We start from the raw sequence: 21,420 nt of genomic DNA, 5'->3' as shown, positions 1-21,420 counted from the left end.
AGGAACATGTTATTCTGCGGACTGAAATTAACGCATGATGGTAGTGTGGCCTTGATTGAGGATAACAAGCTTATTTTCAGCTACGAGGTTGAAAAATTCAATAACAACAAACGCTACAGCGAAATTCCTGATTTGGATTTTGTCGAGGAAGTGCTTAACCTGCATGGCTATACCTCGGCAGATGTGGATCGGTTTGTCATCGACGGCTGGGCCGGATTGAAGGAAAGCAAGGTGGACACGCGTTCCCATGGACAGGAGCTGTCTCTCACGGTTGCACCTTACCGCGAAGTATCGCTATCAGCCGACGCGCTCCAAGCCTATTCGGGCATTGGTCTTGCCATTGGCGGAAGAACCTACGACTATACCAGCTATATGCATTCAACCACACATATCGCCAGCACCTATTGTGCAAGTCCTTATGCGGTGACCAAGGAGCCGTCTTACGCGCTCGTGTACGATGGCGGCATGTATCCGCGTTTTTATTACTTTGATCCAGCGAACGGAAAATTAGAAAATCTGGGTCCTCTCTTCATGTACATTGGCAACATTTATTCACTGTTTTCGCTGCACTTTGAGCCATTTCTGCGCGGAGGGCAAGGACCGCGCGTGGATGATCTTTCGGTAGCGGGCAAGGTTATGGCCTACATTGCCAAGGGACAGGTACGTCCAGAGCTGCTCGAACAGTTTGAGCTGACGTATGCACGGCATTTTTCACCCTCGATGGAGTTTAACTGGACGTTTTCTCAGGAAATCAAGCGATATGTAGATGAGCATCATATTCCGCATGCAGACGCCATGGCGTCTTTCCATCAGTATTTGGAGCAGCTTCTCGTAACCTCGCTGGAGGCGAGTGTGACCAAGCATGGACGGAAAACACGAAACTTTTGCTTTATAGGAGGCTGTTCTCTGAATATCAAATGGAACAGTGCGATTCGGGAAAGCGGATTATTTGACGATGTGTTTGTTTCTCCGTTCACCAACGATACAGGTTCGGCTATTGGTGCTGCCTGTTGTGAAATGATTCATCAGACAGGTCATCCTCATTTGAATTGGTCTGTGTACAGCGGACCCATGGTCATTCAAAATGAGCCAGCAGAAGGCTGGGAATCACGTGCTTGTACGGTAGCACAGCTCGCGGAACTGCTGCATACGACAGATGATCCAGTCGTGGTGCTGCATGATCGGGCGGAACTGGGACCACGTGCATTGGGCAACCGGAGTATACTGGCAGCTGCCGTTCAACCGGATATGAAAGACCGCCTGAATGCCATCAAGCAGCGGGAAGACTATCGTCCGGTCTCACCGATCTGTATGGAGGAGCATGCACCTGCTATTTTTTCACCGGGAACCCGTGATCCGTATATGCTTTTTGATCATATGTTGCGTGATGAATGGGTGGAACGCATTCCTGCGATCCGTCATCTCGATGGAACGGCACGCCTCCAGACGGTGAGTCGGGAGGATAATCCGCTGATCTATGAATTGCTGCATGCGTACGAGAATTTGAGCGGTATTCCAGTGCTGTGCAATACCAGCGCCAATCTGCTCGGCAGCGGCTTTTTCCCGGATGTACGTTCTGCAACCGAATGGAACGGAACCCGGTATGTCTGGTGCAATGAAACGTTATACGAAAAGCAGTAGCATATCCTCGAATAATGTACAGATGGAGGTTTACACATGGGAGAGAAGCAGACCTATGATCTGTCTCATGGGCAGAAACGGTTCTGGGTTCAGTCCCAGCTGGACGCTCAGAGCAGCGCCTTAAATCAGTCGGTAGCCGTTCGAATCAGACAAGCTGTGAATACCGCGTATTTACAGCAGGCCCTCCATACCATCGTTGAAAGACATTTTATCCTTCGTACAGTGTTCACGGTGGTCGAAGGTGTACCGAAGCAAGTGGTGCTGGAGCAATTGACCTTAAACGTGCCTGTTGTGGATGTATCGGATACAGGGGAAGAAACAGCGTGGGCAGAGGTACAAAAAGAAATACAGACTGTGATGAATCAGCCTTTTGATCTGGAGCAGAGTCCATTATGGCGGGCACAGATCTACATGCTGGCGGCAAACGACTATGTTTTTCATATTTGTATGCACCACATCATTGAAGATGGTTGGTCTATGGATCTGTTTTTTCAAGAACTGTTTCATATTTATCAGGCGTTGGAGCAAGGAACAAGCCCCCATTTGCCAGAATTGCCGATCCAGTATATTGATTATGCACATTGGCAAAATCAGCAGGTGCTTACTGGAAAACTAAGCTCGCAGGAGCAATACTGGAAATCCCGATTGGATGGTGAATTGCCAAGTCTTCAATTGCCTTTGGATTTTCCGCGTCCGACCATCCGAAATGCTCCGGCGGCGGTGGAAAAGGTCATTCTGGATGCGGAATTATGCGCGGGCTTGGAGCGGTTGAACCGCACGTACGGAACCACCATGTTCATGTCGATCGTTGCCAGTCTGAATGTGTTATTAGCCCGGCTTACTCAGCAAGAGGACATTATTATGGGTACTCCTGTGGCGGGACGGAATCAAAAGCAGGTTCGAAACCTGATGGGTTTTTTTGTGAATACTCTCGTGCTGCGGAATCGACTTTCCCGAGACGTTTCTTTTTCCCGATTGTTACAACAAGTTAAAGATGAGTGCGCAGGAGCATACGCCCATCAGGACTATCCTTTTGACAAGCTATTGCAGGTATTGAACCGTCCGCGCCGCCTAAATCGTGCCCCACTGTTTGACGTTCTAATTAATTTTGCAGCCGGCTCCAAAAATGAGGAGAACTTCGGGGGAATCCCGATGGAAAGAATCAAGCTGGGAAATGGTGCCGACGCGAACGAGTTTGACTTGACCGTAATTGTGGAATCCGTAAATGACGAATTGGTCATATCGCTTAGCTATGGAACAGATTTGTTTACAGCCTTAACGATGTCCAGGATCGGAGCGTATTTCCGTAACATTATTGCGGGTGCCATTCAGGACCCGGAGCAGTCTGTGTGGAAAATGGATTACATGGGGGTAGAGGAACGCGCGGTCATCCATCGTGTTAATGATACGCAGAAGGTTTATCCGGCTGGAGTCACAATTACGTCTCGTATTCAGGAGCAGACGCTCCGTACCCCTGATGCAGTGGGGGTTCTGGACGGCGACATGGCTGTCACCTATAAGGAGCTGCACCTTCGCTCCAACCAATTGGGACAGCTTTTCAGTCGCTATGGAGTTCGTCCGAACTCGCTGGTTGCCATTATGGGGGATAGGAATGTCCCATTGCTTACCGCTATTTTAGGGATTATGAAGGCTGGTGGTGCCTATGTACCGATTGATCCTGATTATCCGCAATCCCGAATCCAATATATGCTTGACGACAGTTCGTGCCGCGTGCTTGTTACGAATTCACGTTATTTCGGGCGGACGTTAGATCATTTGCCAGACTGTATTAAAACTGTCATTTGTCTGGATGAAACGGTATGGGGAGAGTCGGAGTGGATCGTTAGACTGCGGGAGATGCGAGGGGATGAGTCTTATTTTATTCCTGTTAAAGCACAAGGGATGTCTACGGATGATCTGAGTCTGCAAAATATTCCTAATGAAAAAGACCTGGCGTATATCATGTACACATCTGGCTCCACGGGACAGCCCAAAGGGGTGATGATGACCCATAAGGCTGTGCTGAATACGTTATTTTGGTTGCAGGATACCTTTGCTCTGGGAGCAGACGATGTCATCGCGCAGAAGACGTCTACCAGCTTTACAGACTCGGTGTGGGAATGGTTCTGGCCGCTGATGGAGGGAGCCAAATTAACGATTGTACCTGCGGATATCGTCAAAGACCCTGCACAGCTATACCCATTTATGGAGCGGGAAAAAGTGACGGTTACTCAATTTGTTCCTGCGCTCATGAATGTTTTCCTAAGTGCTGTACGAAATGCGGGGGAATCTCATCCATTGCCTGATCTAAAGTGGATTTTTAACGGGGGCGAAGCGCTTCCGGTGAATATCGTGCAGGAATGGTACACTCTTTTTCGCACAGCGAAAATCGCCAATCTATACGGCATGACCGAATCGGCCATCTATGCGACCCAGCATATCATTCAGCACAAGCCGGATGCAGGAACATTACGTATTCCTCTGGGGCTGCCGATTGCGAATACTCATGTGTATGTGCTGGATCAGGATGGACAGCTTGCCGGATTCCAAGTGCAAGGCGAGATTTGTATCGGCGGGACAGGACTGGCGAGTGGATATTGGGCCAAGCCGGATTTGACAGCCAAAGCCTTCACTACGCATCCGTTGACCGGAGAAAGGCTTTATCGAACGGGAGACTTAGGCTGTCAGACCCCGGACGGGCAATTTCAGTATCTTGGGCGAAAGGACGATCAGGTTCAGGTGCGGGGATTTCGCATCGAAATGAAGGAAGTTGAGCAGGCGCTGGTCAGTCTTCCATCTATTCGTGAGGCAGCGGTGATTGCACATGTGGAGGAAACGGGATTAACCGGGTTGATCGGCTACTACACATTGCAGTCGCCGGAAATGACGTCAGAAGGGGTACGTGAACATCTAAAAGAACGGCTTCCCGACTATATGGTTCCCGGTCTGTTGGTCCCTCTCGAAGCCATGCCTTTGACCCCACACGGTAAAATCGACCGTAAGCACATGCCAAAACCTGAGGGAAGAAGTCTTGCAGGAACAGAATATGTACCTCCAAGGGACGGCATGGAGCAGGAGCTATCCACCATTTGGACAGAAATTTTGGATATAGCGCAAGTGGGTGTACAGGACCCCTTTTTTGCGTTGGGTGGACATTCACTCAAGATGGCAAAAATGATTTACCGGATTCAGGAGCGCTTGCAGGTGAAAGTGACGTTCAAAGAACTTTTTGATCATCAAACCATTCGTGAGCTGGCAGATTTGCTTCGTCAAAAGACCTCTGTTCATGCAGCTTCTATCGAACCGTTGCCTGAGCAGGAGTATTACCCAGTTTCCGCCGCTCAAAGACGATTATTTGTTTTGCATCAATTGGAAGGAGAAAGCCTGAGCAATCACGTGTTCACTGCATGGCATTTGGAAGGCAGTATCCAACGAGAGCAGCTTGAACGTCTGTTTCGAACATTACTGCTCCGGCATGAAGTATTTCGAACGGGCTTTACCCTGCTGGAGGATGAGGTAGTACAGCAGATTCATTCGGATGTAGCTTGGAAAATGGAATATACCGAAGGGACGGCGGCCGATATGCCGCAGATTCAGCAATCATTTTTGCGTCCTTTTGATTTGCAACAGCCACCGCTTTTACGGGTAATGCTGGTTCGATTAGCGGAGCAGAGCCATGTTCTACTGCTGGATGTGCATCATATTATTTTTGATGGAATTTCTGCGACAGTGCTTATTGATGAGTTTATCTCCCTGATGGAAGGAAGCGCTCTGGAAAAACCGCACATTCAGTATAAAGACTTTGCCGCCTGGCAGCATATACAGCTCAGCGGGGAACATCTGAAAGAACAGGAAGCGTTCTGGCTGAAGATGTTCGACGAACAGCACACTGGAAAGGAAATTCCACTTCTGAATCTGCCGGGAGATTATCCAAGACCAAGACAACGGAGCTTTGCCGGGGGCTCGCTGGAATTTAGTCTGTCGTCAGACTGTGCAACAAGTTTGCGGAAGCTGGCAACGGAGAGTGGTGCCACGTTATTCATGGTTTTGCTTGCAGCATACAATGTATTCTTGTCCCGCTACAGTGGGCAGGAGGACATCGTGGTGGGTACGCCAGTAGCCGGAAGATCGCATGTTCAGCTGGAGCGGATGCTCGGTATGTTCGTAAATACACTTACGTTACGAAATGCTCCCGTACAGGAGAAGACCTTCCGACAGTTTCTGGACGAGGTCAAAGACAATGCGTTGAATGCGTTTGAGCATCAGGATTACCCCTTTGATATGCTCGTTAATCGCTTGCATCTCCAGCGGGATTTGAGTCGTAATCCGCTGTTTGACACGATGTTTCGGCTGCAAAATTTTATGGATGGCAGCAGGGAAGTGCCGGGTTTACAGGTGAAGCCTTATCCGTTGGAAAGCCCTTTTGCTTCATTTGATTTGATGCTGACCGTGGTTGAGATGCCGACTGCTAAAGGTGTAGGTGATAATCGCCGTAATGGGCTGCATTGTACCTTTGAATACAGCACGGAACTGTTCCGCGAGCATACGGTTCGCCAGATGGCGCAGCATTTCATAGAGCTGGTGGTCCAACTGGCTTTGCAGCCGGACCGCCCCCTGTATGCTGCCAGCCTGCTGACTCCTGCGGAGCAATCACGCATCCTTGTCGACCGCAATGCGACTGAGCTTGCGTTTCCGGCTGACAAGCTGATGCACCACCTGTTCGAAGAACAGGCTGCACGGATGCCGGACGCCATAGCGGTAGAATGTGGGAGCCAGTGTTTGACCTATGGCGAGCTGGATGTCCTGTCCAATCGGGTGGCGAGAACATTGCGCAGCAAAGGAGCGGACGTGAATACGGTGGTTGCCTTGCTGCTGGAACGGTCGGTAGATTTGCTGACGGCGATGCTCGGCATTTTAAAGGCAGGTGCTGCCTATTTGCCGATCGACCCCGACTATCCTGCGGCGCGTATTTCCTACATGCTGGAAGAGAGTGAAGCGCAATGGCTTATTAGTCGGGACACACTGCTGGATGGACTGGATTTTAGAGGTGAAGTCATTTCGTTGAATGACGAGAGTATATACCTTCAGGATGGAAAAAGGCTGGAGATCACACAGCCGGGACCCCATGATTTGGCGTATATGATTTTCACCTCAGGCTCGACCGGACATCCAAAAGGCGTGATGATCCGTCAGGAAGCCATCGTTAACCTGATCTACGGGATTACCGAGCGAATTCCGTTTCTTGAAGGTCAGACCTTCTTCTCGGTAACTACTGCTGCATTTGATATTTTTGTATTGGAAACGCTACTGCCTTTGGCGAAGGGGCTACGGGTAGTGTTATCTACGGGAGAAGAGCAGGCGAATGCTGAACTGCTGTTGGAAGCCATTTGCCGAACAGGTCCGCACTTGCTGCAAATGACACCCTCGCGGCTTCAGCTTTTGCTTATGCACCCGGAAGCAAAAGAGAGTATGCGCACGTTGCAGGTCGTGATGGTGGGAGGCGAGGCTTTACCAGAGCCATTGCTTCGTCAGACGCAGGACGTGACCACTGCGCGCATTTTTAACATGTACGGCCCAACCGAAACTACAGTCTGGTCAACTGTGCAGGAGCTTACCCAGCACGAGCGGGTGACAGTAGGTACGCCGATAGCGAATACACAAGTATATATTCTGGATGGGCAGCTCCAGCCTGTACCGGATCTTGTAGCGGGTGATCTCTGGATTGGAGGCAAGGGACTTGCATCCGGTTATGACAAGCGCCCTGAGCTAACATCCGAGAAGTTCAAAGCCAATCCGTTCCGGTCCGGTGAGCGAATGTTTATGACCGGAGATTTGGCGCGGTGGTTGCCTAACGGTGAGATTGAAGTGTTGGGCCGGATGGATGATCAGATCAAGGTCCGTGGCTATCGGGTGGAACTGGGGGAAATTGAACAGGCGCTGCTGGCTCATCCTGCCATTCGGGAAGCTGTGGTGGTACAGGACCGATCAGATGAACAGGAGAACCACTCCCTTTGTGCCTATTGGGTAGGCCAGCAGACTTTATCAGTGAGTGAGCTACGTAATCATTTGCTTGCCCGGCTGCCAGAATATATGGTTCCCTCGCATTTTATTACCTTGTCGGAGATGCCTTTAACGCCGAACGGAAAAGTAAACCGTCGAATGCTGCCCAAGCCGGATCCTAGCCGTCCTCTTCTTGAAGTGGAATATACGGTACCTGCTACAGAGGTGGAAATGCAGGTCAGCCGAATTTGGGAAGAGGTATTGCACAGAAGTGGACTTGGCATCCACGATAATTTCTTTGAGCTGGGAGGCAATTCGGTTTTGCTCATTCAAATGAATGTTCGTCTCCAGCAAATCTATCCAGGGAAAATCAGCGTTGCAGACTGTTTTGCCTATCCGACCATTGCGAGACTTTCCGGTTTTCTGGAGCAGCAGCAAGGAGAACAAGCATGGACGGATGCGGAACAGGAACGATATGAGCGTCAGGAGCAATACTGGCGTCTTTACTTGGCTGAATCGTTATCTTTTATTCCGTGGAATGAGGCGATGCGGACAGATGGAGGAGCCGAAGGGCAGGCTACGTTCACCTTTACCTTACCTGCGGACTTGCTGACCACGTTACAGAAAGCAGTCTGGAGTCAGGATTTTGCCCTAACAGACTTGTTACTAGCCGTTTATACGTATGTTTTGTCACAAATGACAGGTCAGTCCGAACTGGTATTGCTCATCGGTGAAGGACACCTATTACCACATAAACAGTTCATACACCATGGACAGTCCTCTTTCCTCGCATTACAACTGACAGGGGAGAGCTTGTATCCGCTGCGTGTACGATTGACGGAAAATGATGATTTTAGCGCCCTGTGCATAGAGGTTGCTGGTCATCGTCAAAAAGCGAAAGAGACCGACCTTTACCCGATCCCAGTTATGTTGCCAAATGGGACAGGAAACGCCAATCCGTCTGCTTTTCTCCCTTGTGTGTTTCTGAATCATACGCCGGCGGGACATGAGGTGACCCGACAATTTGACTGGGTGCTTCATATGGATGTGCGCGCGGAGCAGGTACGGTTCCTATGCGAATATCAAGCTGGAAAACTGAAGAAGACTTGGGCGGAACAGATGATGAAGGCCTATGTCCACGTACTGCACAAGATTGCAGACCTACTATAAGGAGGATGGAACGATGAAAAAATTAGGATTTTTATTCCCGGGGCAAGGCTCTCAATATGTAGGCATGGGTCAAAGCTTATACGATGAATATTCAGTAGCAAGAGAAACCTTTGAAGAGGCCGAGGATGCGCTAGGGTTTGATCTAAAGACGCTTTGTTTCACAGGTTCCATGGATGAGCTGACTCTGACCGCTAATGCCCAGCCTGCCATTTTGACCGTGAGCATCGCAGCTTTTCGTGTACTGATGCAGGAATTGAAGCTTGCTCCATCTCTGGTAGCGGGTCACAGTCTGGGAGAATTCTCGGCATTGGTCAGTACAGGGGCGCTTGCTTTTTCGGATGCGGTGAAAATAGTACGTCAGCGGGGCATTCTGATGCAGGAAGCTGTTGCTCCCGGTACAGGAGCGATGCTGGCGGTAGTCGGGAGTCATGAGCGTGAGGTGGATGAGGTGTGCCAGAAAGCCTCGACAGCCGGTGTATCGGTCGGCATTGCGAATTATAATTCCTCTGAGCAGCTCGTCATTTCGGGTCATACTCCTGCACTGGAGAAGGCAGAAGAGGAACTGAACCATAGAGGAATCAAGACGATTCGCCTCAAGGTGGGCTTTCCGTTCCATACGAATTTAATGCGGAGCGCTGCGGGGAAATTTCGGGAGGAGCTGGAGAGATATGATTATGGCCGTTTTCAATGGCCTGTGCTCTCTAATGTTACAGCGACACCCTATGCGGATCGTCGTTATATCCTATCTAACCTGACGTCCCAGATGGCACGGCCTGTGCAATGGCACAGAAGCGTTCAATACATGCTGAATCAGGGTGTGAATCATTTTATAGAAATCGGCCCCAAAACCGTATTGAGAAATTTAATGGCTGGTATCACCTCTACGGCTCATTCCTTTGCTTTTGAGCATCCCTCCACTCTGGAATTGCTGCGGAATGCTGATATCGAGAGCAAACCAGATGGTTTGGGTCTGGTGACCTCCTGTATTGCGATTGCGGTTTCAACCCAGAACCGGAACTGGAATAACGATGAGTATGAGCAGGGTGTAGTCGTTCCATACAAAGAATTGCAAATCCTGCGCGAACAATTGATCACAACCGGAACAGAACCAACGATGGAACAAATGCAGCAAGCTCTGGACAAGCTAAAGTCCATTTTTGCAACCAAATTAACACCAACGGAACTACGGGCTGAACGGTTTGAGCAGATTTTCAGCAATACGCATACACGCGAATTATTTCCCGCGTTTCAGGTCAGCTAATCGCAGCGAACACGAGGAACGGAAGGGAGTACGATGATGACAAAAACAGGATTCAATCTGGCGGCTCTTCAATTCAATGAACAGGATTTTCAGGACGCGGGTCCGATCGCGGTTAATGAGCTGCGAGATTCGGATATTGCAGTCATCGGGATTAGCTGTAAAATTGCCGAAAGTGAAAATGCAGCTCAGTTTTGGGATCTTCTGCGGGCGGGGCAGGACGCCATACGCCCTTTTCCTGCCCGACGAAAAAGGGAGCTGGAGAGCCTCTTCCAAGCCGGGCTGTTGAATGAACAAACGGCATTAAATGAAGGTGGATTTCTAGAAGAAATTGATAAGTTCGACTATCCCTTTTTTCAACTTTCTCCGGCTGAAGCGCGATTGATGGACCCAAACCAGCGACTGTTTTTGGAGTCTGCCTGGGCGGCAGTTGAAGATGCGGGGTACGGTGGTAAAAAGCTTTCCGGTAGTCGGACAGGAGTCTATGTCGGCTACAGCAGTGATTTTGGTGAGGAGTACAAGCGGTTTATAGCAGAAATGGCTCCTTCATCAGCTTCTTCGGCGATTCCAGGTAATATCCATTCCATGATTGCCAGTCGGATCGCCTATCTGCTGGATTTAAAAGGGCCCAGTCTGTTGGTGGATACCGCATGTTCTTCATCTTTGGTGGCCATTCACCTGGCCTGCCGGGATTTGCGGCACGGCGATTGCGATACGGCGATTGCCGGCGGGGTAAAGGTCACACTTGTACCTATAAAAGAGGGAAAGGGCGGGGGGCTGGGTGTAGGCTCCTCGGATGACCGGACGAGAACGTTCGATAGCGTTTCAGATGGCACAGGTGGAGGAGAAGGTGTAGCCGCTGTTCTGCTCAAACCCTTGAAGCGGGCCATTCAGGATCAGGACCATATTTATGCTGTCATTAAAGGCAGTGCTGTGAACAATGACGGGACTTCAGCCGGGATTACGGCTCCCAATTCGCTGGCAGGAGAGGATGTCATTGTACGGGCCTGGAAGGATGCTGGGATTGACCCGGATACCATTACATATATTGAAGCTCATGGGACAGGCACCAAGCTGGGTGATCCAGTGGAGATTGATGGTATACGGAGAGCCTTTCGGCAGTATACCGACCGGAATCAATTTTGTGCCATAGGCTCGGTCAAAACCAATGTAGGTCACCTGGATAACAGTGCGGGAATCACGGGCTTTTTAAAGGCAGTGCTCGCTTTGGAGCATGCAGAAATTCCGGCGAGCCTACATTTTACCTGCCCAAACCCGGATATTAGCTTTATTGATTCGCCTGTATATGTGAATGACAAGCTGCAGCCTTGGCCCAAGGAGGATTTTCCGCGACGCTGCGGAGTCAGTTCCTTCGGGCTCAGCGGTACGAACTGCCATGTCGTTCTGGAAGAGGCCCCGGTGTGGGCTGAAATGCAGGATGGTGGCCAGTTGGAGCAGGAAACACCGGAAACGGTTCAGCTTTTTACGTTATCTGCTAAAAATGAAACAGTGCTTGCAGCCTATGTGAAGCAATATCAGCAATATGTCATGGAACCCAAAACCTATCCGTTACGCGATCTTTGTTATACCGCCAATACCGGACGAGGGCAGTACGGCTTTCGTCTAGCGATTCTGTGCCGGGATTGGGATGATCTAGGAGTAAAGCTGACTCAAATTCAGACCTCAGGCTTCAGCGGACAAGCGAAACAAGAAGAGTTCATACCGGGTGTGTATTTTGGACGTCATAAGGTTGTATCTGCACAGAAGGAAAAAGAAGCAGGGGAGCTTACGCTGGAGGAATCCAGAAGACTGACAGCATCAGCCAAAGAGAAACTGACCCAGTCTTCACTCGAGTTCGAGACGCTGGATTCCCTGTGCCGTATGTATGTTGAGGGAGCAGATGTGAAATGGGAGAGCTTGTATGAAGGCAAAGCGTGCCGCAGACGAAGCCTTCCCACCTATCCTTTTGAGCCTAAGCGATGCTGGGTGGAGGTAGAGGAGAAGGCAGTCGTTTCTCAGGCTTCCCATGTTCGAAAATTCACAGAGATGGAAACAACACATCCGCTTTTGGACTATTGTTTGGCAGAAACCGAGGATCAGGATATTTACCTGACCCGTTTCTCTGTTGGGCGTCATTGGGTACTAAGCGAGCATAAGATTATGGAAAACTGTATTGTACCAGGAACCACTTATCTGGAAATGGTTAGGGCAGGATTGGAAAAATACAAGCGTCCAGGCAAGGTGCTGGAGCTATATGATATCCAGTTTATTTCTCCGCTCATCGTGGGAGTAGAGGAAGAAAGAGAAGTACACACCGTTTTGCAACGGGAGGGTGAGACGTTTTCGTTTAAGGTATTAAGCCGGACGGGACCCTCAGTTCAGCCGTGGGAGCAGAATTGGGTAAGGCATGCACAGGGGCGCGCGGTATTTGTAAAGGCAGCCCATCCTGTTATGAGTCTGGGCGATATTCGGACTGAGTGCAACGATCAGGAAGTAGTAGTCGGTGAGAATCATGCCGAAGCTGCTGTTGCATTTTCATTCGGGCCGCGGTGGGAGACGCTACGGACGATTGCAATTGGAACAGATCAAGTGTTGGCTAAGCTGGAGCTGCCCGCAGCCTATCAAATGGATGTAAGTCAATACGTGCTGCATCCCGCTTTGTTGGATGTGGCCGTCGGGGTAGCAAGCCAGAGTTTAGGAAATGGCCTGTTTCTGCCATTTTCATATCACAAGCTGCGCATTTACGACTCCCTCCCACGGCTTTGCTACAGCTATCTGCGCAAAAAAAACAAGGTCAGGGAAAGTGGAGAAATTTTAACGGTAGATGTGCTCATTCTGGGTGCCGAAGGTCAGGTACTGGTAGAAATTGAAGATTATGCAGTCAAACGTGTACACGAGGCGGATCTTAAACGAACCCGCTATACAGAACATCATAAATATCATCAGATTGTATGGAAAAAGCAAGAACAAGCACCCTCCGAGTATGAAGAAGATACAGTAACCCGGACCGCAAATGATTCAGTGTTATCCACACCGCTGGAAACGATTTTATTATTCACTGATAACCGTCCGATCGGTGTAACGCTACGTGGATTGTTAGCGCACGAAGGGTATGATGTGGTTGAAGTGAAGCGAGGAGTCACCTTTACTAAAATGTCAGACCATGCTTACTTCTCTACGGGTTCCGAGGAAGATCATAGACGCTTGTTGACAGAGATGCGATGTCAGAATGCTAAGAAACTGATATACCTCTGGAACGGGCAGTCTATGGTTCAGCTATTTCATCTGGCTAAGGCAATCGCAGAGACCAAGTCAGCTGTTAAGGAACTGACGGTGATCGCTGAGCAGGCTTATAAAGTGAATGAATTGGAAAATGAATTAAAACCAGAACATGCGGGCTTGTTTGGGCTAGCCCGGGTCATCGGTCAGGAATACCCTGATCTGAGCTGCCGTTGTCTCGATATAGATACAAGCACCCAGCCTTCAGAACTCATTCATTCCCTACGGCACGATGATGATACATTTCTGGTCGCTTGGCGTAACGGCGAACGTTATGTAGAGCAGATTGAACCTGTGGATCTGACGGAAAGCGAAGTTGACCCGATTACGATCAGACCGCAGGGAACCTATGTCATAACTGGGGGTACTGGCGGGCTGGGATTGGCAATCGGTAAATGGCTTGCTTCTAAAGGTCAGGTCACACTGGGATTGATAGGTCGCAACCATTTGCCACCCAAGGAGCAATGGGAGGCCATTGCAAACGCTGATTCGAACGGAAGCCGTAACGTAAGACAGAACTTAAAGCCAGATATGAATACAAGGATGCTGAATACGGTTACCGCCTTGCTGGAATTGGAGCAGCAGGGAGCGCAGGTAGAATATTATGCTGTCGATGTAGCTGACGAGACCGCTATGAAGCAAGCCTTGAATGAACTTCGCCACAAGTATGGGTCTATTCACGGTATCATCCATGCTGCGGGTGTGGCTGGAGACGGTTTTATGGCTCTCAAGAGCCAGGACCGCTTTACCGAGGTACTGGCTCCGAAGGTAACAGGCACACATGTGCTTGACCGAATCACCACTGCGGATACACTGGACTTTTTTATTCTTTTTTCATCTGTGACTTCACTGATGGGTGGACCAGGCCAAAGCGACTACACGGCAGCCAACGCCTATCTGGATGCCTTTGCTGAGTGGCGGAATCACTCCGGCCGACGTACGCTTGCCATCAACTGGGCTCCTTGGCAGGAAGTTGGGATGGCTTTTGAGCATGAGGTTGATTTCCAAGAGAGCTTATTTCAGGCTCTGTCCACACAAGAGGGACTGGCCGCTCTTGAACAATTATTGCTTCATCCCGTTCCCCGTGTCATTGTGGGTAGCTTGAATTACGCTCAGGTGGCCGCGCTGGATTCCGCTGCCATTCCTTTCGGATTTTCTCATGAAATGCGGGCTATTCTGGACCGTCATCGTCGGCTTCTGCATGACCATGCGGTCACGTCATCTGCTGCCGTGCGCCGTCCTGTGCAGTTGCGTGGTCGGGCAACAGAACAATATAGCTCATCTGAAAAGGTGATCGCAAGCATATGGGCGGAAGTGCTGGGGCTTGATGAGCTGAACATCTATGACAGTTTTTATGAGCTGGGAGGAGACTCCCTGATTGCTAGTAAAATGGTGGGACAGATGAATCAAAGCTTGTCCAAAAAAGTGGATATGAGCGATATCTTCAACTATATGACGGTCAGCGAATTAGCTCTGTATACGGATGGAGAAGCGAAGCAGCCTCTTCTGACGAAAACGGAGCTGCCTGCACCCCAATCAGCTGACAAAAATCTGATCATTCATCCGGTGGAACAACGTGAGGTGTACCCAGCTTCCTCGACGCAACGTCGATTTTATATGATGCGTCAAATGGCAGGATATAGCACCTTGAACAATCTATGCAGTGCGATGACCATCACTGGTAATCTGGATCATCATCGGTTGGAGAAAGCCATATATGCGGTAATTCGTCGTCATAGCTCGCTGCGCACCGCTTTCGAGTTGCGGGATAACGAACTGGTACAGAGAGTGTACCCGGAGGTAGATTTTTCACTGGAATATAGCGAAGGGGACGGGCGCGAGCTGGAAGCGTATGTGGATGAATTTATCCGTCCTTTTGACCTGAATCGTGCGCCGCTGTTAAAGGCGAAGCTGATCCGGTTGAAGGACGATTCCCACCTCTTTCTGTGCGATGTTGACCATATTGCAGCCGATGGAGCCTCGATTGGTATTTTATTAAGTGAAATGATACAGGGCTATTCTGGACAGGATCTACCGCAACTGCGTATGCAATATACCGATTTTACATTGTGGCAAAATCAGCGTTTGGACAGTGCCGAAATGAAAAAGCAGGAGGCATACTGGCTGGACGTATTTAAGGGGACGCTGCCTGTACTTGATTTGCCTACAGATGAGCCGCGGGCAGCGCAAATGAGCAATGCCGGGGATGTCTATACATTTGATCTGAGTGAGGAATTAACAGCTTTGGCTAAAAAAACAGCGGTACAGCATGGGGTTACGCTCTTTATGCTTCTGTACGCTGTCTATAGCACTTTATTGGCCAAATATGCGAATCAGGAAGAGATCATTATTGGCATTCCAAGCGCAGGTCGCCAGTCGGAAGAGGTCCAGCACATGATTGGGCTGTTCATCAATACGCTTGCCCTACGAACTGCGCCAGCTGAAGATAAGCCTTTCGCAGCATATTTGCAGGAGGTTAAGAAGCACGCGCTTGAAGCCTATAAGCATGAGGATTATCCCTTTGAAATGCTGCTGAATCAGCTTGACGTACCGAGAGACCGAAGCCGGAACCCACTTTTTGATGTTCAGTTTATTTCCCAGAACTTTCGGGGGGAGCCGATGAGCATCAACGGGCTTCGCTTTACTCCGTTGGAAGCTAAGATGGAGGCTGTCCAAGTCGATCTGACAGTCATATGGGTTGAAAATGAAGGCAAGCTGCGTTTTCACTTTGAGTATGCGACCCAACTGTTCAAGGGAGAGACCATACGTCGGCTTGCGAGCTATTACAAGAATCTTTTACAAGAAGTTTGTGCTGATGCTTCGCGGCCGATTGGCCTCATTTCCATGAATCAGGCGGAAGAACAGCAGCGAACCCTGTACGAGTGGAATGAAACCCGGGTGAATTACCCACAGGAAAAGCTGGTTCACCAGTGGTTTGAAGAACAGGCCGAACAGCAACCTGAGCGGATTGCTGCCGTCTACGGAGAGCATTCGCTGACTTACAGCCAATTGAATATCAGAGCTAATCAGCTTGCCCGGCACTTGCTAACTTATCATTTGGTACCGGACCAAGCTGTCGGTATCCTGGTCCCCCGTTCGCTAGATATGCTGACCAGCATGCTTGCCGTACTCAAAGTAGGAGCAGCCTATGTCCCTATGGACCCGGAACATCCGACGGAGCGGGTGGCCTACATGCTGGAGGACAGCGGCGTGTCTCTGCTCCTAACTTCTAAGGACACCGTCAGCATCGACACGCTTCGTTTTACAGGGTCCGTCATGGATGTAAGTGATCCGGCCTTGTACAGCGTAGATGCTGATAATCTAGCTTTTGCACTTGCAGGCAAGGAGTCTGTGGCATCTCACCATTTGGCTTATATTTTGTACACGTCAGGATCATCCGGTAAGCCCAAAGGAGTCATGGTTGAGCATAGAAATGTAACGAATTACATCACGGCTTTCCAGCATGAGTTCCATCTAACGGCTGAGGACGTAGTGCTCCAGCAGGCAGCCATTACCTTTGATGCATCCGTGGAGGAAATATACCCTACATTGGCAGCAGGGGGAACGCTGGCTATGGTTTCACGGGATGAACTGAAGGACATCCAATGGCTGAACCAATTCATTCGCCAGCAGCAAGTGACCGTGGTCAGTGCCTCGCCGTTTATTTTAAATGAGCTAAATCAACTGTCCCCTTTCCCGCATATTCGCACTTATATTAGCGGGGGGGATGTGCTGAAAAGTGAATATGTCACCCAGTTGTTGCGCTCGGCAAAGGTCTACAATACGTACGGACCAACAGAAGCGACCGTCTGTGCTACCTATTATTGTGTGCCGGATATTCCAGCTGTCCATCCATTGCCTGTCGGACGGCCTGTAGCCAATGCTGAGGTATACATCATGAATCGCAGGGGTACGGATGTTATGCCTATCGGGGTACCCGGTGAAATATGTATTTCAGGCTGGGGAGTTGCACGCGGCTATATGAACCGCCCCGAACTGACGCAGCAGCAGTTTGTAGCAAATCCGTGGATACCGGGCGAGCGGATGTACAAAACGGGTGATCTGGGCAGATATCTTGAAGATGGGCAAATTCAATTTTTAGGAAGAGTCGATCAGCAGGTTAAAGTGCGGGGTTACCGCATTGAGCCGGGCGAGGTTGAAAAATCGTTGCTCCAGCACCCGCGTATACAGGATGGAGTGGTGTTGGTTCAGGAAGTCCAGCCTGGTATGCATGAGCTATGCGCCTATATCGTTACAGATCAGGAATTGTCGGTGGTAGAACTGAAGACCCATCTGTCGGTAACCTTGCCTGAATATATGATTCCGTCTTACTTTGTTCGAGTCGATGAGATCCCGTTAACACATCACGGAAAAATCGACCGTCATGCTTTACCGCAGGTTAATGAAAGTATCAAGGTCGGTACGGCCTATGTACATCCAGCTTCACCCATGGAAGAACGCCTGGTTGAGCTTTGGTCGGAAATCCTGCACCGGGAGCAGATTGGCACACAGGATGACTTCTTCCTGCTGGGCGGGCAATCCTTGCTGGCAACCAAGCTGGTCTACCTTATTAACAAGGATTGGAATGTAAATCTGACACTGCGCGATTTCTTCCGGGCAGGTACGGTTCAGGGGTTAGCGACATGGATAGAAGAAATTCAATCGGGCCGTGAACGTGGAATATTAGTGGAACAGGATGGATTAATCAAGCCCTTTAATCTCCGGCAAAAGCCATTGTTCCGCGTTCAGGTTATTCATCAGCCTGCCAACCGTCATTTGCTGTTCATTGATATGCATCATATTATTACGGACGGTCTTTCCCAAGAGATAATCGTCGAGGAATTTGCTCGTTTATACGGGGGCATGAACTTACCGGAATTGACGATCCAGTATAAAGACTATGCCGTGTGGCAGCGTGAGTTTTTGAACAGTGTGGAATTCCGTCAGCAGGAGCAGTTTTGGCTGGAGCTTTTTCAAGGGGAAATTACAGAGCTGGAATTGCCTACGGATTTTTCACGCCCCGATGTGAGAAGAGGTGAAGGGCAAGCCATTCATTTTGAGCTGGATCAGGAATGGACGTGGAAGTTAAAACGCTTTGCCCTGCAACAAAATGTCACGGTATTTATGGTTCTATTGGCGGCCTATAACCTATTGCTGGCCAAAGCCAGTGGACAGGAAGATATTATCGTTGGCATTCCGGTATCCGGCAGAACTCATGCGAGCCTGAGTCCTCTTGTCGGCATGTTCGTCAATACGTTGGCCCTTCGCAACACACCGGAGAAGGACATGACTGTACACGAATTTTTAATGCAGGTAAAGGAACGTTCTCTTCAGGCTTTTGAGCATCAGGACTATCCGTTTGAGCAACTGGTTGAGAAGTTGAATTTGGCTGGCAAAACAAGTCGCAATCCGCTGTTCGATACCATGTTTGCATTATTGAACGAGTCTTCCCGTACCATCGTAGAATTACCCGGTCTGAAACTGACTCCATGTGATGAAGCGGAGTATACAGGAGCACAATTCGATTTAACATTTACTGCAGCCATGACCGACGAGCATATCGAATGTATCCTTCAATACGATGTAGATCTCTTTACCGGGGAGACGGTGGAACGCTTGAGCCGGGAATTCCTTCAAATCTTACACACTGTCCTTGTCAATCCACAGCAAAAGATTGGAGAGCTTCGGATAGAAAAGGTGGCAGTTGACCCGAATCAGCGGGACAGAGAGGAAATACTTGAGTCAGCAAGCGTCCACAAGGAAGAGGACTGGGTGAGTGAGCTTGCCATAGCGGCTTCGGAATCGGTGAGCGAGGCGGAATGGAAGACACTTGTCCATGATTTCAATCAGACAGACATGGGTCCGGGGTCCGTAAAGCTGTTACATCAATATTTCGAGGGTCAAGCAAGCCGAAACCCTGAGCATATCGCTCTCATTTCCGGTCAACAGGAGATCAGCTACGGGGAATTGAATCGACGGGCGAATCTGGTCGCACATAGCCTACTGGACTCCGGTACCCGGCCAGAGCAAGTAGTAGCTATTGTTATGGAGCGCTCACCGGAAATGATTGTTGCTTTATTGGGCGTGTTAAAAGCAGGGGCGGCATACCTCCCCATTCATCCAGCCGATCCAAAGGAACGGATTCGCTACATCCTGGCAGACGCTGGGGCTGAATGGATTCTGACCCATCAGCAGTGCCATGCCAGCTGGATGGATGAAGAAATCCAGCAGATCATCGACGTTGACTTACTGTGTCAGGATCAGCAAGAACGAGGTAATCCAGAGCTTGTCATCCAGCCTGATCATCTGGCTTATGTCATCTTCACCTCCGGCTCAACCGGGCAGCCCAAAGGGGTGATGGTGGAGCATCACGCCTTTAGTGCGCGAGTGGTATGGCTGGCACAACAGCTTGGTTTAAGGGAGCAGGACACGGTGCTGCAAAAAGCATCCTATACCTTTGATGGTTCCATCGTCGAGCTTTTCAGCTGGTTCATGGGCGGAGGAAGATTGGTGTTATTGGAGGCAGGTGCAGAAACGGATACCCGTCAAATGCTGGATACCATTCACAGGCATCAGGTTACAGTGGCTTTCTTCATTCCTACCGTGCTGCAAATGTTTTTGTCAGAGCTTTCAGTCGAGGATACAATCCAAGCAGCCACTTTGCGTTGGGTCATGTCGGGTGGCGAACAGATAGGCCAGGAGCAGGTGCGAAGTTTTAATCTGAAGTTCCCGGAAGCGAGATTACTTAATCTGTATGGGCCTACGGAAGCCAGTGTGTTTGCAACAGCCTATACGTGTACGTCTGTATCTTCCGAAGGTCCGATTCCGATCGGACGGCCTGTGGGCAACACCCGGGCGTATATTTTAAATCAGGAGCTGGCGTTGGTTAGTTTGGGGCAGGTAGGAGAGCTTTGTCTGGGAGGGTGCCATCTGGCACGTGGGTATGTACATCTGGATGGACTTACGGCAGAGTGTTTTATCCCCAATCCTTTTGTACCAGGTGAGCGAATCTATCGGACAGGCGATCTTGCCCGGATGCTGCCTAGCGGCGAGATTGTTTACTTGGGACGGTCGGATCAAATGGTGAAAATCGGAGGCTACCGGATTGAGACAGGTGAAATTGAAACAGCCCTCTTGCAAAATAACGACATTCAGCAGGCAGCTGTACTTGATTTGACAGATGAGCAGGGCAACAAGTATTTGTGCGCTTATCTGGTTGTGCAAACCAACTGTACAGTTCGAGAACTGCGGGCATTTTTGCTGGAACGATTGCCGGAATATATGATTCCTTTACGTTTTATGAAGGTGGAGACGATGCCTCTTGGTTCAAGCGGAAAGCTGGACCGTAAGGCGTTAAATACCTTGGGGGTAGAGTTGCCTTCCGGCAAAGAACATACACCGCCCCGCAACGAAATGGAACAGCAACTGCTCCTGTTGTGGGCGGACATTTTCAAAACAGGCGCAGTAGGTATAGATGATCATTTCTTTGAGTTTGGCGGAGATTCGTTGCTCGCTTACCAGTTCATTTTGCGTGTGCGTCAAATGTTGGCCATCGAGATTACTTTAAAGGAACTTTTTGCAGCTCCGACTATTCGACAACTTTCAGATCACATAAGCTCCAGAAGAGTTGAGTGTCATCACGAGGATGAAGCGACAGTCCGTTCCTTGATCCCTGCTGCGACTCCAAGCGCCCATTATCCGGCCTCGTCTGCTCAAATGCGTCTTTTTATGATGCACGAGCTGAATCCAGAGGATCTAAGCTATAATCTACCGGGCGCCATGATGCTGGAAGGAGAACTGGACCTGGCCAGACTTGAGGGAGCCTTCCAAGCGCTTATTCAGCGTCACGACGCTTTTAGGACCACATTTGATGTGATCAACGGCGAGATTGTTCAGCTTATTCATGAATCTGTTCCGTTTGCCATTGAGTTTTTCAGAACAGAGGAAACCGAGATTAGCAACATACTTCGGGGCGATGGAAAGCTTATGAGAGAAGTCATCCCAGTTCAGCAGCATGCACTGTCATCAGTAAAAGTAGAGAAAAAAGAACGCCGACGGAGGGAGATTTAGCA

The 21,420-nt window shown here is 49.7% G+C and carries 4 protein-coding genes; all 4 read left to right on the top strand.

The genetic code is table 11. The annotated features are described in order from the left end of the window. Window positions 1-6: 6 nt before the first annotated feature. Genes MKX30_RS15520 through MKX30_RS15505 form a run of 4 tightly spaced genes read left to right on the top strand, consistent with a single transcriptional unit; the run spans window position 7 to window position 21,418 of the window. The gene (locus MKX30_RS15520) at window positions 7-1,641 is read left to right on the top strand and encodes a carbamoyltransferase N-terminal domain-containing protein (protein WP_023987400.1); all 1,635 of its coding nucleotides are present in this window, start codon (window positions 7-9) and stop codon (window positions 1,639-1,641) included. Between the two features lie 36 nt (window positions 1,642-1,677). Further along, complete coding sequence (locus tag MKX30_RS15515) at window positions 1,678-8,811, top strand: amino acid adenylation domain-containing protein (RefSeq protein WP_341062965.1); 7,134 nt, start codon at window positions 1,678-1,680, stop codon at window positions 8,809-8,811. Window positions 8,812-8,824: 13 nt separating this feature from the next. Continuing rightward, the gene (fabD, locus tag MKX30_RS15510) at window positions 8,825-10,072 is read left to right on the top strand and encodes an ACP S-malonyltransferase (protein WP_341062964.1); all 1,248 of its coding nucleotides are present in this window, start codon (window positions 8,825-8,827) and stop codon (window positions 10,070-10,072) included. Window positions 10,073-10,105: 33 nt separating this feature from the next. After that, window positions 10,106-21,418 (top strand): amino acid adenylation domain-containing protein, encoded by an 11,313-nt coding sequence (locus tag MKX30_RS15505; RefSeq protein WP_341062963.1) that lies wholly within the window; start codon window positions 10,106-10,108, stop codon window positions 21,416-21,418. The last annotated feature ends 2 nt before the right edge of the window (window positions 21,419-21,420 follow it).

The organism is Paenibacillus sp. FSL P2-0173 (genome assembly GCF_038008045.1).
Classification (GTDB): Bacteria; Bacillota; Bacilli; order Paenibacillales; family Paenibacillaceae; genus Paenibacillus; species Paenibacillus polymyxa_B.
The sequence above is the reverse complement of the archived record's forward strand: the minus strand, read 5'-3'. Positions and strand labels throughout refer to the sequence as shown.

Excerpts from the sequence above, each read along its gene's own strand:
- fabD (WP_341062964.1), top strand. The coding sequence starts at position 8,825 with ATGAAAAAATTAGGATTTTTATTCCCGGGGCAAGGCTCTCAATATGTA.
- MKX30_RS15505 (WP_341062963.1), top strand. The coding sequence starts at position 10,106 with ATGATGACAAAAACAGGATTCAATCTGGCGGCTCTTCAATTCAATGAA.
- MKX30_RS15515 (WP_341062965.1), top strand. The coding sequence starts at position 1,678 with ATGGGAGAGAAGCAGACCTATGATCTGTCTCATGGGCAGAAACGGTTC.
- MKX30_RS15520 (WP_023987400.1), top strand. The coding sequence starts at position 7 with ATGTTATTCTGCGGACTGAAATTAACGCATGATGGTAGTGTGGCCTTG.